The sequence below is a fragment of the Sphingomonas sp. NFX23 genome (genome assembly GCF_049887795.1).
GTDB lineage: Bacteria > Pseudomonadota > Alphaproteobacteria > Sphingomonadales > Sphingomonadaceae > Sphingomonas.
This window is the reverse complement of sequence record NZ_JAGEKH010000004.1, coordinates 230,347-246,916: the sequence shown is the minus strand read 5'-3', so window position 1 is coordinate 246,916 and position 16,570 is coordinate 230,347. Positions and strand designations below refer to the sequence as shown.

15 protein-coding genes are annotated in these 16,570 nt (G+C 65.9%); 6 read left to right on the top strand and 9 right to left on the bottom strand.

Annotated features, from left to right (window positions below; all coding sequences use genetic code 11):
* Window positions 1-14: 14 nt before the first annotated feature.
* Window positions 15-1,442, bottom strand: coding sequence for a pyruvate dehydrogenase complex E1 component subunit beta (locus J4O76_RS12085; protein WP_426282068.1), 1,428 nt, complete (start codon window positions 1,440-1,442; stop codon window positions 15-17).
* Window positions 1,442-2,494, bottom strand: a complete 1,053-nt coding sequence (gene pdhA, locus J4O76_RS12080) for a pyruvate dehydrogenase (acetyl-transferring) E1 component subunit alpha (RefSeq protein WP_426282067.1) — start codon at window positions 2,492-2,494, stop codon at window positions 1,442-1,444. The genes J4O76_RS12085 and pdhA overlap by 1 nt, the downstream gene beginning before the upstream one ends.
* Window positions 2,495-2,967: 473 nt before the next feature.
* On the opposite strand from pdhA, the gene J4O76_RS12075 reads away from it, so the two are divergent.
* Genes J4O76_RS12075 through J4O76_RS12065 form a run of 3 tightly spaced genes read left to right on the top strand, consistent with a single transcriptional unit; the run spans window position 2,968 to window position 6,547 of the window.
* The gene (locus J4O76_RS12075; protein ID WP_426282065.1) at window positions 2,968-4,320 is read left to right on the top strand and encodes an MFS transporter; all 1,353 of its coding nucleotides are present in this window, start codon (window positions 2,968-2,970) and stop codon (window positions 4,318-4,320) included.
* Complete coding sequence (gene cysK, locus J4O76_RS12070) at window positions 4,317-5,237, top strand: cysteine synthase A (RefSeq protein WP_426282064.1); 921 nt, start codon at window positions 4,317-4,319, stop codon at window positions 5,235-5,237. Before J4O76_RS12075 ends, cysK begins: the two co-directional genes overlap by 4 nt.
* Complete coding sequence (locus J4O76_RS12065; protein ID WP_426282062.1) at window positions 5,234-6,547, top strand: cell wall hydrolase; 1,314 nt, start codon at window positions 5,234-5,236, stop codon at window positions 6,545-6,547. The genes cysK and J4O76_RS12065 overlap by 4 nt, the downstream gene beginning before the upstream one ends.
* Window positions 6,548-6,688: 141 nt before the next feature.
* Here J4O76_RS12065 and J4O76_RS12060 read toward each other — a convergent pair whose 3' ends face one another.
* Genes J4O76_RS12060 through hisI form a run of 4 tightly spaced genes read right to left on the bottom strand, consistent with a single transcriptional unit; the run spans window position 6,689 to window position 9,824 of the window.
* Window positions 6,689-8,491, bottom strand: coding sequence for an acyl-CoA dehydrogenase C-terminal domain-containing protein (locus tag J4O76_RS12060; RefSeq protein ID WP_426282061.1), 1,803 nt, complete (start codon window positions 8,489-8,491; stop codon window positions 6,689-6,691).
* Between the two features lie 3 nt (window positions 8,492-8,494).
* Window positions 8,495-8,947 (bottom strand): MerR family transcriptional regulator, encoded by a 453-nt coding sequence (locus tag J4O76_RS12055; protein WP_056049049.1) that lies wholly within the window; start codon window positions 8,945-8,947, stop codon window positions 8,495-8,497.
* 32 nt (window positions 8,948-8,979) lie between these two features.
* Window positions 8,980-9,465 carry a hypothetical protein gene (locus tag J4O76_RS12050; protein WP_426282060.1) on the bottom strand — a complete coding sequence of 162 codons (486 nt, stop codon included), beginning with the start codon at window positions 9,463-9,465 and terminating at the stop codon, window positions 8,980-8,982.
* The gene (hisI, locus tag J4O76_RS12045; protein ID WP_426282059.1) at window positions 9,462-9,824 is read right to left on the bottom strand and encodes a phosphoribosyl-AMP cyclohydrolase; all 363 of its coding nucleotides are present in this window, start codon (window positions 9,822-9,824) and stop codon (window positions 9,462-9,464) included. The genes J4O76_RS12050 and hisI overlap by 4 nt, the downstream gene beginning before the upstream one ends.
* 132 nt (window positions 9,825-9,956) lie before the next feature.
* Between hisI and purF the strand changes: the two genes are divergently transcribed.
* The gene (gene purF / locus J4O76_RS12040; protein WP_056058607.1) at window positions 9,957-11,414 is read left to right on the top strand and encodes an amidophosphoribosyltransferase; all 1,458 of its coding nucleotides are present in this window, start codon (window positions 9,957-9,959) and stop codon (window positions 11,412-11,414) included.
* Window positions 11,415-11,430: 16 nt separating this feature from the next.
* Window positions 11,431-12,141 (top strand): SDR family NAD(P)-dependent oxidoreductase, encoded by a 711-nt coding sequence (locus tag J4O76_RS12035; protein ID WP_426282057.1) that lies wholly within the window; start codon window positions 11,431-11,433, stop codon window positions 12,139-12,141.
* A gap of 81 nt (window positions 12,142-12,222) precedes the next feature.
* Here J4O76_RS12035 and J4O76_RS12030 read toward each other — a convergent pair whose 3' ends face one another.
* The 3 genes from J4O76_RS12030 to J4O76_RS12020 all read right to left on the bottom strand — a co-directional run bounded on the left by J4O76_RS12030 (window position 12,223) and on the right by J4O76_RS12020 (window position 15,974).
* Complete coding sequence (locus tag J4O76_RS12030; RefSeq protein ID WP_426282056.1) at window positions 12,223-13,467, bottom strand: class I SAM-dependent methyltransferase; 1,245 nt, start codon at window positions 13,465-13,467, stop codon at window positions 12,223-12,225.
* A 209-nt stretch (window positions 13,468-13,676) separates the two neighbouring features.
* Window positions 13,677-15,038, bottom strand: coding sequence for a cryptochrome/photolyase family protein (locus J4O76_RS12025; protein ID WP_426282055.1), 1,362 nt, complete (start codon window positions 15,036-15,038; stop codon window positions 13,677-13,679).
* 33 nt (window positions 15,039-15,071) lie between these two features.
* A complete protein-coding gene (locus J4O76_RS12020) occupies window positions 15,072-15,974 on the bottom strand; it encodes a histone deacetylase family protein (RefSeq protein ID WP_426282053.1) in 903 nt (300 codons plus the stop codon).
* 74 nt (window positions 15,975-16,048) lie between these two features.
* On the opposite strand from J4O76_RS12020, the gene J4O76_RS12015 reads away from it, so the two are divergent.
* Entirely contained in the window at window positions 16,049-16,543 is a 495-nt protein-coding gene (locus tag J4O76_RS12015; RefSeq protein WP_426282052.1) for an RNA pyrophosphohydrolase, read from the top strand.
* Window positions 16,544-16,570 lie beyond the last annotated feature (27 nt).

Sequence of the window (16,570 nt, the reverse complement as noted above, 5' to 3'; positions counted from 1 at the left end):
CCCGGCCCATCTTCTTACTTGTACGTAACCTTCTTCACCGCCGTCACGACCTTCGCGACGTCGACCAGCATTAGCTTTTCGAGGTTCGCCGCATAGGGCATCGGCACGTCTTCGTTCGTCACGCGGAGCACCGGTGCGTCGAGGTCGTCGAAGCCGTGCTCCATCACCACCGACACGATCTCCGAGGCGATCGAGCAGGTTGCCCAATTTTCTTCGACGATGATCATGCGGTTGGTCTTGGCGAGGCTCTTCAGGACCGTCTCGGTGTCGAGCGGGCGCAGCGTGCGCAGGTCGATCACCTCCGCGTCGATGCCCTCTTCGGCAAGCTTCTCGGCGGCTTCCAAGGAAATGCCGACCCCGATCGAGTAGCTGACGATCGTGACGTCCTTGCCCTCGCGGACGATCCGCGCCTTGCCGATCGGCAGGACGTGGTTGTCGAGCTTGGGGACGTCGAAGCTGCGGCCGTACATCAGCTCGTTCTCGAGGAACACGACCGGATCCTCGGTGCGGATCGCGGCCTTGAGCAGGCCCTTGGCGTCCGCCGCGTCATACGGCGCGATCACGATCAGGCCGGGAACGCTCGCATACCACGCCGCGAAGTTGTGCGAATGCTGTGCACCCACGCGCGACGCTGCGCCGTTGGGACCGCGGAACACGATCGGGCAGCGCATCTGGCCGCCCGACATGTAGTTGGTCTTGGCGGCCGAGTTGATGATGTGGTCGATCGCCTGCAACGCGAAGTTGAAGGTCATGAACTCGACGATCGGGCGAAGGCCACCCATCGCCGCGCCTGCACCGATGCCGGCAAAGCCGTATTCGGTGATCGGCGTGTCGATCACGCGACGGTCGCCGAACTCGTCGAGCAGCCCCTGCGTGACCTTGTATGCGCCCTGATACTGCGCGACTTCCTCGCCCATCACGAAGACGCGGTCGTCCTCGCGCATTTCCTCGGCCATCGCGTCGCGCAGGGCTTCGCGGACGGTCGTCTTGACCATCTCGGTGCCCTCGGGGATCGCCGGGTCGGAGATGCCGACCTTCTCCGCCGATGCGACGAGCTGCTGCGTGCCGCTTTCGGCCTTGGCGGGCGAAGCGCCTTCGGGAACCGGGGGAGCCTTGTCGTCCGACGGCGTTTCCTTCGGCGCGGCGTTGGCCGCATCGCCGGAGCGTGCTTCAGTCGGCTTGGCGTCGCTTGCGCTCTCGCCCTCTTCGAGGATCGTCGCGATAACGGTGCCGACCTTCACGTTGTCAGTGCCCTCGGCGACGGCGATCGAACCGATCGTACCTTCGTCGATCGCCTCGAACTCCATCGTCGCCTTGTCGGTCTCGATCTCTGCGAGGATGTCGCCCGACTTGACGCTGTCGCCTTCCTTGACGAGCCACTTGGCCAGCGTGCCCTCTTCCATCGTCGGGGAGAGCGCGGGCATCTTGATCTCGATCGCCATCAGTACTTCTCCACCAGAACGTCGGTGTAGAGCTCGGCAGCATCCGGCTCCGGGGTCTGCTCGGCGAAATCGGCGGCTTCGTTCACGATTTTCCTGATTTCCTGTTCAAGCGATTTGAGGTCCGCCTCGCTCACGCCCTGCGCGTCGAGCAGCTTCTTCATGTGATCGATCGGATCCGACTTGTCGCGGACCGCCTGGACCTCGTCACGCGTGCGGTACTTGGCCGGATCGGACATCGAATGGCCACGGTAACGGTACGTCTTCATCTCGAGGATGACCGGGCCCTTGCCCGCACGGACCCACGCCAGCGCTTCCTCGGCGGCACCGCGGCACGCCAGCACGTCCATGCCGTCGACCTGGATGCCGGGAATGCGGAAGCTCTCGCCGCGGCGATACAGCTGGTCCTCGGCCGAGGCGCGGTTGACGCTCGTGCCCATCGCGTACTGGTTGTTCTCGATCACGAAGATGATCGGGAGCTTCCACAGCTCGGCCATGTTGAAGCTCTCGTACACCTGGCCCTGGTTCGCGGCGCCGTCGCCGAAATAGGCCATGCAGATGCCGCCGTCGTTCGAATATTTGTGCTTGAACGCGAGGCCGGTGCCGAGCGACACCTGCGCACCGACGATGCCGTGGCCGCCGTAGAATTTATGCTCGGTCGAGAACATGTGCATCGACCCGCCCTTGCCCTTCGAGATCCCCGAATTGCGCCCGGTCAGCTCGGCCATGATCACCTTCGGGTCGATCCCGTAGGCAAGCATGTGGCCGTGATCGCGGTAGCCGGTGATCACCGAATCGGTCTCGCCGTTGAGCGCGGACTGAAGGCCGACAGCGACGGCTTCCTGGCCGATGTAGAGATGGCAGAAGCCACCGATCAGGCCCAAGCCATAGAGCTGGCCCGCTTTTTCCTCGAAACGGCGGATCAGCAGCATCTGCCGATACATTTCGAGCAGTTCGTCCTTTGACGCCTCGTACGGCTTTGGTTCTGCCGGTCGTTCGCGGTTCGTAATCGGCGGTTCGGCGATTGCGCGTGCTGGTGGGGGGGCTTTGGCCACGATGTGGGAAACCTCGTTTTCCGTAGGGGAGTTGAGGGAGCCTATAGGCGCGGACGGGGCGGAACATCAATTCCCGTCTGGGGTATGTCGGTTTGCGGGGTGTGGGATGGGGCGCTCGATAGGTCGCGCGAGCCCTACCGCACGAGCAAACCACCCCGGCGAAGGCCGGGGCCCAATTGGTAAGGTTGTAGTAACGACGCTCATCGCTCAGTTGGCGACGTCCCCCAATTGGGCCCCGGCCTTCGCCGGGGTGGTGCCGATATGCAGGGATAGCGGTGGTGACGATCTGGTTGCTCAGACGGGACACCTCCCGCTTCCTTGTTCTCCCGCGAAGGCGGGAGCCCAGACTGGGTCCCCGCCTTCGCGGGGAAACAAGCTTTCTTTGTGTGGGCGTGCTTGGCTAAGTCGCTATCCCCACCCCAAGCAAAGCTCCGGTTGCCCTTCCCGTTCGCCCACGCCTAAAGCCAATCGCAATGGCCTCCACAACAGACCCCCACCAGCATCCCTTACGGATCGCAAATTTCCGCGCCTATTGGCTGTCCCGCTTCACCGGCACCATAGCCGTCAGCGCGATGTCGATCGTGATTGGGTGGCAGGTCTACAACATCGCCCGCGAGACGATGGACATCCGGCAAGCCGCGTTCATGCTCGGCATGATCGGGTTCGCGCAGTTCGTGCCGCTGTTTCTCCTCACCCCGATCACCGGCCTAGTCGCGGACAGCTTCGACCGTCGCTGGATCGTCCGCGGCACGACGGCTCTGCTGGTGCTGACCGCCGCGACCCTGTGGTTGCTGACCTGGACCGGCCACCTCACGCTCGGCGTGCTGTTCGTGGCTGCGGTCGCGTTCGGCGTCGCCCGAGCCTTCTCCGGCCCCGCCTATTCCGCGCTGGCCCCCAACCTGGTCCCCCGCGCCGTCCTCCCGACCGCAATCGCGATCAGCTCGATCGCCTGGCAGGTCGGCACCATCGCAGGCCCCAGCGTCGGTGGCCTCCTCTACGCGATCCACCCGGAGGTCGCCTACGGCGTCGCGACGATCCTGTTCGTCGTCGCGCTGCTCTTCATGTTCCTGATCGGCCCGGTGCCGCAGCCAGCCGCGCAGACCGATCACCGCCCCCTCGCCCGCATCATCGAGGGCTTCACCTATGTCCGCCGGAACCGCCTCGTCCTCGCGACGATCACGCTCGATCTGTTCGCGGTGCTGCTGGCGGGCGCGACTTCGCTGCTCCCGGTCTACTCGCGCGACATCCTGCACGTCGGCTCACAGGGTCTCGGCGTACTCGCGGCGGGCATGGGCATCGGCGCGGCAGTGACCGCGATCTGGTTCTCGGTCCGCCCGATGAGCACCAATGTCGGCGTGAAGATGCTGATCGCGGTGGTCGTGTTCGGCCTCGCGATCCTGACCTTCGGCATCGCCACCCCGATCGTGACCTTGCTCGGCATCGCGCCCGGCACCATCGCCGGCATCCCCGTCCAGCCCGCCTTCGTCCTCAGCCTCGTCGCGCTGATCGTCGCGGGCGGTGCGGACATGATCTCGGTCTATGTCCGCCAGTCGCTGATCCAGCTCCACACCCCCGACGCGATGCGCGGCCGCGTCAGCGCGGTGTCGCAGCTCACCATCTCCGCCTCGAACGAGCTCGGCGAATTCGAGAGCGGCGTGATGGCCTCACTCCTCGGTCCCGTAGGCGCAGTGGTGTTCGGCGGCGTCGGTGCTATTGCGATCACGATCGGCTGGGCGCGGCTGTTCCCGGAACTTGGGCGCGCGAAAACCTTTGATCCCCCAGAAATCCTCGAGACCGAACCTCAGCACGGAGAAGCCAAGCCATGAAGGCCAACTCGATCCTCGATACGATCGGCAACACGCCGCACGTCCGCCTGTCGAAGCTGTTCCCCGAATCCGAAGTCTGGGTGAAGTCCGAGCGCTCGAACCCCGGCGGCTCGATCAAGGACCGCATCGCGCTCGCGATGATCGAGGCGGCAGAGAAGGATGGCCATCTCCAGCCCGGCGGCACGATCATCGAGCCGACCAGCGGCAACACCGGAATCGGCCTCGCGCTCGTCGCCGCGGTGAAGGGCTACAAGATCGTCCTCGTCATGCCCGAGAGCATGTCGATCGAGCGCCGTCGCCTGATGCTCGCCTACGGCGCGACCTTCGACCTGACCCCGCGCGAGAAGGGCATGAAGGGCGCGATCGAGCGCGCGAAGGAACTGGTCGAGCAGACGCCCGGCTCGTGGATGCCGCAGCAGTTCGAAAACCCTGCTAACATCGCCGTGCATGTCGCTATCACCGCACAGGAAATTCTTGCCGACTTCCGTGACACGCCGATCGACGTGATCATCACCGGCGTCGGCACCGGCGGGCATATCACCGGCGTCGCCGAGGCGCTGAAGAAGGAATGGCCATCGCTCAAAGTCTACGCGGTCGAGCCCGCCGCGTCGCCGGTGATCGCCGGTGGCCAGCCTGGGCCGCACCCGATCCAGGGCATCGGTGCTGGCTTCATTCCCGTCAACCTGCACACGCAGGCACTCGACGGCGTGATCGAGGTCGATGCTGCGGTAGCCAAGGACATGGCGCGGCGCTCGGCGACCGAAGAGGGCATGCTGGTCGGCATCAGCTCGGGCGCTACGCTCGCAGCGATCCTTCAGAAGCTTCCCGATCTCCCTGACAATGTTCGGGTTCTCGGCTTCAACTACGACACCGGCGAGCGCTATCTGTCGGTCCCGGACTTCCTGCCCGAACAGTGACAGCAGAGCTTTCCGCGCGCGGCACGACGGTGCTGCGCGCCACTCTCGTCGGCATCTCCGCGCTGGCGATCGTCGGGCCTGCGCTGGTCGTCGCCAACCCGCCCATGATCGTCCACGTCTCGAAGCGGGTGAAGCTGCCCGCGGGTCGGGTCGTGCCGCAAGCCGAAGTGCCTGAGGTTGAGCCGGTCAAGTTCGTCGATCTCAGCCCCGAAGACGCGCGCGCGTTCAACGCGACCGTGCCGTTCTCGACCGATCCCAACCCGGCGGCGCGGCCGTTTCGCTTCGCCGGCGGCCCGGAGGATCTGGCGCGCGCGACGGACTGCATGGCGGCGGGTATCCTCTACGAGGCCGGCGATGACACGCTAGGCGAGCGTGCGGTGGCGCAGGTCGTACTCAATCGCCTGCGCCATCCGGCCTTTCCGAAGACCGTGTGCGGAGTCGTATTCGAGGGGCAGGACCGTTCGACGGGATGCCAGTTCAGCTTCAGCTGCGACGGCGCGCTCACCCGCTGGCATCCAACCGACGATGCCTGGCGCCGCGCGCGCGAAGTGGCGGCGGCGTCGCTGTCCGGCGCGGTGTTCAAGCAGGTCGGCTATGCCACGCACTACCATACCGACTGGGTCGTGCCGTATTGGCAGTCGAGCCTCGACAAGATCACTGCGGTGAACACGCATCTGTTTTTCCGATGGTCGGGCTGGTGGGGCACGTCGCCTGCTTTCGGCCGTCACCCGGAGACCGTCGAGCCGGTCATCGCCCAGCTTGCCGAGCTGTCGGACGCGCACAAAACCGGCGCTGCGTTGGCTGAGGCGGATGCGGCGCTGGCGGAGGCTTCGATCGCGATGGGGTTTGGACCAGTTACCGAAACGACGGCTGCTCCCGCGGCGCCATTCGATGGCGATACTATTCTCGTAGCCCTGCCGCGTGGCCAGACCGCCGACGGACTCACTGCGCTTGCGGCTCAAGCGTGCGGGGACAAGCCGTTCTGCCGGTACATGGCGTGGACCGACGGCAGCAAGGCGGCGACGTCGCTCCCGTTGGCACCGGCACAGACGGCGGCGCTCAGTTTCAGTTATCTGCGGGATCGGGCCAGCGGCTACGAGAAGTCGCTGTGGAACTGCCGCCAGTTCAAACGCGCCGATCCGACGCAGTGCATGAAGGTTCAGGCGACGCTGACGGCTGTGCCGGTGCCTGCCGCCGTTGCGCCAACTGCTCCGGCGGGTGCCGAATTGAACGGGGTGCGGCGGAAGACGCTGGTGGCTACCCCGCCCCTGCCGGCGACCACGCCAGCCTCTACCGCCGCTCCTAGGTAGGGAAGCGCAACCTGCCCCCCTCCCTGGAAGGGAGGGGTTGGGGGTGGGTCGGCCCGCTTGAGCCACAACGGTTCGGATCCGCGGAAACCGACCCACCCCCTGCCCCTCCCTTCCAGGGAGGGGAGCAGAAGGCAGATCCGATCAGGCGGCCATGAACATTTCGGGCGGCAGTGCCATCAGCGACTCTGCACCACCTTCGATCTTGCGACGCAGCGCGCCTGCATCCGGCAGGATACGCTCGGCATAGAAGCGCGCGGTGATCAGCTTGGCGTCGAGGAACGCAGCCTCGCCTTCACCTGCCGCCTTCAGCTTCGTCGCAGCTACCGCCATCCGCAGCCACATCGTGCCGACAGCGACGATCCCCATCAGGTGCATGTAGCTGACTGCGCCCGCACCGACGTTCTCGGGGTTCTTCATGCCGTTCGCCATGAACCACATCGTCGCCGCCTGGAGTTGGCCGTTCGCCTTCTCCAGCGCCTCGGCAAACGTCGCCGTTGCCGGATCGCTCTTCGCTGCAGCGACGTCGTCCGCCACGAGCTTGAAGAATGCCTGGATCCCGCGCCCGCCATTCTGCGCGAGCTTGCGCCCGACCAGGTCCATCGCCTGGACGCCGTTGGTGCCCTCGTAGATCATCGCGATCCGGGCATCGCGGACATACTGTTCCATGCCCCATTCGGCGATGTAGCCGTGGCCGCCATAAACCTGCTGCGCGTTGGTCGCGATCGCATAGCCCATGTCGGTGCCATAGCCCTTGATGACCGGGGTCAGCAGGCTGATGATATCGCCGGCCAGCTGGCGCTCTTCCTCGGTCTCGGCATGGTGCTCGAGATCGGCCTGGAGCGCGGTCCACAGGATCAGCGCGCGCAGGCCCTCGGTCAGCGACTTGCCCTCCATCAACATGCGGCGGATGTCGGGATGGACGAACAGCGTGTCCGCCTTCTCCTGCGGCTCCTTCGGCCCGGTCAGCGCGCGACCCTGGCGACGGTCCTGCGCATACTGGACGGCGTTCTGGTACGCGACTTCCGCCACACCGAGCCCCTGGAGACCCACGCCGAGACGCGCGGCGTTCATCATGATGAACATCGCGGCGAGGCCCTTCATCTCCTCGCCGACGAGCCAGCCGGTCGCCGAATCATAGTTCATCACGCAAGTCGAGTTCGCGTGGATGCCCATCTTGTGCTCGATCGACCCACAGGTGACGCCGTTGCGCGCACCCAGCGAACCGTCTTCGTTCACAAGGAACTTCGGCACGACGAACAGCGAGATGCCCTTCGAGCTGTCCGGCGCGCCCGGCGTCTTGGCCAGCACGAGATGGATGATGTTCTCGGTCAGGTCATGCTCGCCCGACGAGATGAAGATCTTCGTGCCGGTGATGGCGTACGAACCGTCCGCCTGCGGCTCGGCCTTGGTGCGGATCAGGCCCAGATCGGTGCCGCACTGCGGCTCGGTCAGGTTCATCGTCCCGCCCCATTCGCCCGAAACCATCTTCGGCACGTACATCGCCTTCTGCGCGTCCGAGCCCTTGGCGATCAGCGCGGCGATCGCGCCGTGCGTCAGGCCGGGGTACATCGCGAACGCCATGTTCGACGAGATCATGTATTCCTGGAACGCGGTCGACACGACGTGCGGCATGCCCTGCCCGCCATATTCGGGCTGGTTGCCGAGTGTCGCCCAGCCGCTCTCGACATACTGCTTATACGCTTCCTTGAAGCCGTCCGGCGTCGTCACCGAACCGTCCTCATGCCGCGTGCAACCCTGCTGGTCGCCCGACAGGTTGAGCGGGAACAGCACTTCGGCGACGAACTTGCCGCCTTCTTCGAGCACCGCGTCGACCACGTCGGGCGACGCCGCATCGAAGCCGGGGAGATTATTGTAGCGATCGAGGCCGACGACATGCTCGAGGACGAAGCGCGTGTCGCGGACGGGGGGCGTATACTGGGGCATGGTTTATCCTTGGTTGTCCTGGGCGCGGCTCACTTCGAGGAGGGCCACGAAACTGGTGAGTTCGTCGATGGCGAGATCGATGTCGCGCTTCTGCGCGGTCAGCAGCGCGATCCGCGCCTGGCTGCGCTCGATCACGACCTGGCGCTGTGCGCGGCGACCATCGCCGAGATCGTAGAGATCGATCATCTCGCGGATTTCGCCGAGGCTGAACCCGACGCGCTTGCCGCGCAGGATCCAGGCGAGACGCGCGCGGTCGCGGTGCGAATAGATGCGCTGCGTACCGCGACGCTCGGGCGCGATCAGGCCCTCGTCCTCGTAGAAGCGGAGCGCCCGCGCGGTGACGTCGAACTCGGCGGAGAGATCGGAGATCGTGAAGCTCTCGCGATCATGCCGCGGCTCGATCACCGCGTAGGACTGCGGGGTCGCCTGCAATCGAGGGGATGCTTGTGTCGCCATCCCCGGAGAAATAACTCTCGTTTACGTCAACGTCAATTGCCGCAAAGCAACTTTCCCTTCGTCGACCGTAGCGTCGCGGCCTCCGATCGCGATTCGCTGAGTCGGTCGACGGTCAGCGCAGCTAGCGAGGCGCGGCCGGTGCAGAGGGCCTCGCAGGCTTCGGGGACTTCGGCGGGAAACACGATCCGATCGCCATCGAAGCGCGCGTCGAACTCGCAGGCGCCGAACGCGAGTTTCAGCGCATCGCCCGACCGCTCGACGGTTCCTGACGCGGCGCACGCCTGGTCCTCGCCATAGTCGACGCTGACGCCGATCCGGCTCGTCTTCTCTGTGCCGATCACGCAGACGCGGTCCGTATCGCGCGCCCATGATCCTTGCAGCGGCGCCTTCGGGTCAGGCACGATTCCCGCAGTCTCCGCCGCAGCCTCGAGCCGAGCCCCCGCGCTGTCCGCCGCCGCAGTCTTTGGCTCGCGCCCACACCCGCCGAGCACGAGCGCGAGCAGCAGCACGCGCTTCATTCGGCCGGCACCAGCTTGCCCCCTTCGATCCGCCGGAAGAAGCAGGTGCGCTCGCCGGTATGGCACGCCGGGCCCGCCGCATCGACGATCACCCACACCGCATCCTGATCGCAATCGATCCGCAGCTCGGCGACGCGGAGCACGTTCCCCGACGTCTCGCCCTTCTTCCAGAGCTTCTCCCGGCTCCGTGACCAGAAATGCGCCTCGCCGGTCGCCTGCGTTTCCGCCAGCGCCTCCGCATTCATGTGCGCGACCATCAGCACGTCACCCGATACGCGATCAGTGACGACCGCGGTCAGGAGTCCGGCGGAATCGAATTTCGGATCGAGCGTCAAGCCCGTGTCGCGGCTGTTTGTCATGCCCCGGATATACCCGAAACCTGCCCCGATGCGACCGCCCCCTCAAAACGATCCGCGCAATGTTATTACAAACAGGCGACAAGCCGGCGATCCGCTCGTATAGGGCAGCTTCCGCACGACGTGAGAACCGGCATGCTGACGACAAACCCTTATGATGACGACAAACTCCGCGAAGAATGCGGGGTGTTTGGCGTTTCGGCCACCGATGGCGCGGCCGCACTCGTAGCCTTGGGGCTGCACGCGTTGCAGCACCGCGGCCAGGAAGCCGCCGGCATCACGACCTTCGACGGCGCGCATTTCCACACGCATCGCGCGATGGGCCACGTCGCCGGGAACTTCGACCGCGACGACGTGATCCGGTCACTGCCGGGCACGGTCGCGTGTGGGCATGTCCGCTATTCGACGACCGGCGAGACCGCGCTGCGCAACGTCCAGCCGCTCTATGCCGAGCTGTCGACCGGTGGCTTCGCTATCGCGCATAACGGCAACATTTCCAACGCGATGCGGCTGCGTCGCGAGCTCGTCCGCCGCGGCTCGATCTTCCAATCGACCAGCGATACCGAGACGATCATCCACCTTGTCGCGACCTCGAACTATCGCACGCTACTCGACCGCTTCATCGATGCGCTGAAGCAGATCGAGGGCGCCTATTCGCTGATCGTGATGACGCCCGAGGGCATGATCGCCTGCCGCGATCCGCTCGGCATCCGGCCGCTCGTCATGGGCAAGCTCGGCGATGCGGTGATCTTCGCCTCGGAGACGGTCGCGCTCGACGTCGTCGGCGCCACCTTCGTTCGCGCGATCGAGCCCGGCGAACTGGTCATCGTCCAGGGCTCCGAGATCCGCTCGATCCGCCCGTTCGCGCCGATGGCGGCGCGGCCGTGCATCTTCGAATGGGTGTATTTCTCGCGCCCCGATTCGATCGTCGACGATCACTCGATCTACTCGGTGCGCAAAGCGATCGGCGCGCAGCTCGCGATCGAATCGCCTGTCGATGCCGACCTCGTCATTCCGGTCCCCGATTCGGGCACGCCAGCGGCGATCGGCTATGCGCAACAGTCGGGCATCCCGTTCGAGCTCGGCATCATCCGCTCGCACTATGTCGGCCGCACCTTCATCTCGCCGGGCGACAAGGTCCGCCACCTGGGCGTGAAGCTGAAGCACAACGCCAATCGCGCGCTGATCAAGGGCAAGCGCGTCATCCTCGTCGACGACTCGATCGTCCGCGGCACGACCTCGCTCAAGATCGTCGAGATGATGCGCGAGGCCGGTGCCGCCGAAGTCCATATGCGGATCGCCAGCCCGCCGACCCGGCATTCGTGCTTCTACGGCGTCGACACGCCCGAGCGCGAGAAGCTGCTCGCGGCCAAGCTCGATCTCGGCGGCATGACCGGTTTCATTCACGCAGACAGCCTCAACTTCATCTCGATCGACGGGCTCTACAAGGCGCTCGGCGAGGCGAAGCGCGCGGATGTCCGCCCGAAATATTGCGACGCGTGCTTCACCGGGGATTACCCGACGACGCTGACCGACCATGACGAAGGCTCGGAAGTCGACCAGTTCGCGATGCTCGCCGAACGCGTCATCTGATACTCGCGGAGCTGATATGACGGACAAGCCTCTCGAAGGCCGGCTGGCGCTGGTCACCGGTGCCAGCCGTGGTATCGGTGCCGCGACCGCGATTGCGCTGGCGGCGAAGGGCGCGCACGTCGTCCTGACGGCGCGTACGCCGGGTGGTCTTGAAGAGGTCGAGGCGACGATCCACGCGGCGGGAGGCTCGGCGACGATCGCACCGCTCGATCTGGCCGAGAGCGAAGCCATCGCGCGCTTGGCGACCGCGATCGGCGACCGCTGGGATGCGCTCGACATCCTCGTGCTGAACGCGGGCATGCTCGGTTCGCTGTCGTCGGTCCCGGCGATCGATCCGAAGGAAATGGCGCAGGTCCTGACGCTCAACGTCAGCGCGCAGGCGGCGTTGATCGCAGCATTCGATCCGATGCTGAAAAAAGCCAAGTCAGCTAGAGTGATCGGCGTGACCTCCAGCGTGGGCCGCAAGCCTCGCGCGTACTGGGGCCTCTACGGCGCTTCGAAGGCTGCATTCGAGACGCTGCTCGATGCATATGGCGACGAGATGGCCGAGATCAGCGCTATCCGTACCGCGATCGTCGATCCCGGCGCGACGCGGACCAAGATGCGTGCACGCGCCTATCCGGGCGAAGATCCGAACTCGGTCAAGGAACCGACTGTCGTCGCCGACCGCATCGTCGCGCTGGCGATCGAGGGCTTCGAACCCGGCCACTTCGAGCGGGTAGCCTAACCGTTCTCCTGCGAACGCAGGAGCCCAGGGTCACAATCGCCACCGCCCGTTGCCCTGGATTCCTGCGTACGCAGGAAAGCGCTACCGCTTAACAAGCGTAACCTGTGCGACGTCGATTCCACCACCAAGAAACCCGCCTTCGCAGTACATCAGATAGTAGCGCCACAACGCGACGAACCGCGCGTCGAACCGCGCCGGCAGCCGCCCTTCCGCAACCGTTGCGTCGAACGCCACCCGCCACCGCCGCAACGTCTCGGCATAGTGAAGACCGAACCCGCGCCGGTCCTCCCACGCCAGCCCACGCGCCTCGGCCAACGCGCGAAACCGCGGCTCGGACACCAGCATCCCGCCCGGAAATACGTAGCGCTGGATGAAGTCGACACTTCGCGAATAGCGATCGAAGATCGCATCGTCGATCAAGATATACTGCAACGCCGCGCGCCCACCCGGCTTCAGCGCGCGCGCGATCGCGTCGAGATACACCGGCCAATATTCCTCGCCGACCGCCTCGACCATCTCGATGCTCGCCACCGCGTCATAAGTGCCGGTGACGTCGCGGTAATCGGTCAGCGCCACCTGCACCCCGTCGAGCCCCGCCGCCGCGATCCGCTCGTCGACCTGCCGCTTCTGCTCGGTCGACAGCGTCAGCGCGTGCACGCCGACCCCCGCGCGCGCAGCCATCTCGGCGAACGATCCCCAGCCACAGCCGATCTCTAGGATCGTATCACCAGCCCGCGCCCCGGTCCGGTCGAGGATCGCACGCAGCTTGGTCCCCTGCGCCGCCTCATGCGGTTCGGCATCGTTGAACGGCTCGGCGAATATGGCGCTCGAATAGGTCAGGCTCTGGTCGAGCCACGTCTCGTAGAAGTCGTTCCCGAGGTCGTAATGCGCGGCGATGTTCTTGCGCGATCCGGTGAGGTCGTTCCGCCGCATCCGGTGCCAAGCCCGCGCCGCCAGCCGCACTACGCCCCCCGACCGTGCCGCGCCGCCGAGCGAGCGCCGGTTGCGCATGAACAGGTCGAACAGCGGCACCGGGTCTGGGCTCGACCAGTCGCCTGCCGCCCAGCCTTCATACCAGCCAACCGACCCGGCCGTCGCGAGCCTCACCAGCGCGCGCCAGCGATGTACGACGACGACCGGCAAAGGCCCGGGCGCGCGTCCGCCGATCAGCCGCCGCGTGCCGTCGGGCAGTCGCGCATCGATCCCGCCGCTCTCAAGCCCTGCGTCGATCCGGTCGAGCAGGCGGTGGAACACCGGCGCGACGAGGCGCGCGACCGGGGAAACCTGGGCGGCGGGCACATCGTCGAAAGCGGGAACGGCGGTCATCGCGGCGCTCCATGCAACACGGGCGGCGGCTAGGAAAGAGGCGTCGGCGCCGAAACGGCTGGAACGCGATCCAAGGCCACAACGCGCTCCCCTCCCTGTAAGGGAGGGGTTGGGGGTGGGTCTGGTTCCGCTTGGTCGACGGTCGTTGGCTCGAACCGGCCAACCCACCCCCAAACCCCTCCCTTCCAGGGAGGGGAGCAGATGCGACCCTATCGCGCGTGCCGCCCGGCTTCGAGCGCTCGCTCGCGCCCTTCGCGGTGGCCGACGATCTTCGCCGGATACGCCTTCGGCCGGCAGCCGGACTCGTCGGGATCATGGATCGCTTCGCCGGTCACCTTCGCCAGTTCCGGCACCCATTCGCGAATATAATCCCCCGCGTCGAACTTCTCCGACTGCGTAAGCGGCGCCATGATCCGCCCGAACATGTTCGAATCCACGCCGGTCCCCGAGACCCACTGCCAGTTCACCGAATTATTCCCGTAATCCGCATCGACCAGGCAATCCCAGAACCACCGCTCTCCCTCTCGCCAGTCGATCAGCAGATGCTTCACCAGAAAACTCGCAGTGATCATCCGCACGCGGTTGTGCATCCAGCCCGTCGCCCAGAGCTGGCGCATCCCGGCATCGACGATCGGATAGCCGGTCTTGCCCTCCTGCCACGCCTTCAGGTCCGCCTCGGCGTCCTTGCCCGAGCGCCAGGGCAGCTTGTCGAACTTGGGTCGCCCGTTCGTGTCGCCGTAATCCGGCATCGTCAGCACGACGCCATCAGTGAAATCGCGCCACGCCAGTTCCTTGCGAAACGTCGTCGCGTCGCCGTGTCCATCGACCGCATGCCACACCGCACGCGGCGAAATCTCGCCGAAATGTAGGTGCGGTGACAGGCGCGAGGTGCCCTCGATCGACGGCATGTTGCGATCGACGTCATAGGCTTCGACGATCGGCGCCATCGCCTTCGCGTTCTTCAACGCCTGCGCCTCGCCCGGCGTCCAATCGCCGAACCCCGTCGACCAGTCCGGCTTGCTCGGCAGCAGATCCCAGTCCGTCAGTGTCTCGCTCTTCGGCCACTTCGACGGCGCGGGAATCGTGCGCGGCGCCGGCTCGGGATCGCCCGGCGGCATAATCTGGTTCAGCGCCTTCCAGAACGACGAATACACCTTGAACTGCCCGCCCGACCCGGTCTTCACATCCTCGACGCGGGCAAGATGGTTGCCGTCATGGAGGCACAGCCGATCGCCAAGCGCTGCCTCGGCCTTCCGCCACCACGGTTCGTAGTGCCGGATCGCATGGACCTGCTCGGCGCCGGTTTCCTCCATCAGCGTGGTCAGCGTCTCGACCGCATGCCCGCGTCGGAAGATCAGCTTCGATCCCTTGCCCGCCAGCGACTTGGCAAACGAGTCGAGCGTGTGGTGCAGCCACCACCGCTGAGCGCCACCCATCTTCCATTTCCCCGGCGCGTCGTCGTCGAGCACGTAGACCGGGATCACCGGCCCGGCATGAGCGGCGGCGATCAGCGCGGGGTGATCGTGAAGGCGGAGGTCCTGGCGCAGCCAGAGAAGCGTGGGAGTCGTCATCGCATCCCCAACGCAGCAACCCGTGATCCAGCATCACGCCGCTGCGAAAGTTTCCCCCAGCGTCATGATCGCCGCCACGTGCCGCTCGGCGATCGCGAGCGCATCCTCGCCGTACCCACCACCCACCGTGCTCGCGAGCGGCACGCCGCGCGCAATCGCAAGGCCAGCCACAAGCCGCTCCCGCCGGGCCAGACCGTCCAAGGTCAGCGCCAATCGCCCGAGCCGATCGCCCTCGAACGGATCCACGCCAGCCTGATACAGGATCACCTCGGGCCGGAACTCGTCAAGCAAAGGCACCAGGGTCGCCTCCAGCGTTGCCAAATACGCCTCGTCGCCGACCTTGTCCGGCAACGGCACGTCGAGCGTCGATCGTGCCTTCCGCACCGGGAAATTCTTCTCCGCATGGATCGAATAGGTCGCGATCTCTGGCCGCCCCGCGAGCAACGCCGCGGTCCCGTCGCCCTGATGCACATCGCAATCGACGACGAGCACGCGCGCCACCCGCCCCTCGTCGATCAGCCTTGCCGCCGCCACCGCGAGATCGTTGAACACGCAGAACCCCGCGCCGGTGTTCGCCAGCGCATGATGGCTCCCGCCCGCAGTGTTCGCCGCAAACCCGTGTTCCAGCGCGAGGCACGCGGCCAGCCATGTCCCGTGCGGCACGATCGCGGCACGGGACGCCACCGCCGCGGTCACCGGGAAGCCGATCCGTCGCTCTTTCTCCTTCGGCACGTCCGCGCGGAGAACCTCGGCGACGTAATCCTCGTCATGCACCGCCTCCAGCCACGCGGTCGGCGTCGTTTCAGCGCGGTGCCACGCCACCGCATCGCCCTTTTCGAGCAACAGGTCGCGGATCAGCCCGTTCTTGTTCCAGCGATAGGTCGAGCGCGCCGGCGCCGGGGTGACATAGTCGGGATGGTGGACGACATGGATCATGCTCCGTAGGTAGGAGCGCGCCCGTCAACCCCCAAGTTGCCCGAGCCCCAAGCACCTGCGTTGCGGAGACTATTTTGACCGACGTTTCGACCCTGCCCTACCGCCCCTGCGCCGGCATCATGCTCATCAACGCGGACGGCAAGATCTTCGTCGGCCAGCGCAATGATTCGCCGCTGGAGGCATGGCAGATGCCGCAGGGCGGGATCGACCCTGGCGAGGACGCCGAAGCCGCCGCACTGCGCGAGCTCGGCGAGGAAACCGGAGTCATGCCGGACAAGGTCGAACTGATCGCCGAAGCGCCTGGCGAATTCGTCTACGACCTTCCCCCCGAACTGCTGGGGAAAGTCTGGAAAGGCAAATGGCGCGGCCAGACGCAGCGCTGGTTCCTGTACCGCTTCCTCGGCACCGATGCGGACGTGAACATCGCCACTGACCACGAGGAGTTCCGTGCATGGCGCTGGAGCGATCCCGCCGACCTGCCGCGGTTGATCGTGCCGTTTAAGAAGGCGCTCTACGAACAGGTACTCGCCGCCTTCGCGCCACATCTCGGCGCAACGGGTAAGCGCTGAGCAGTTCCCAATCCGTCACGCTGCCGT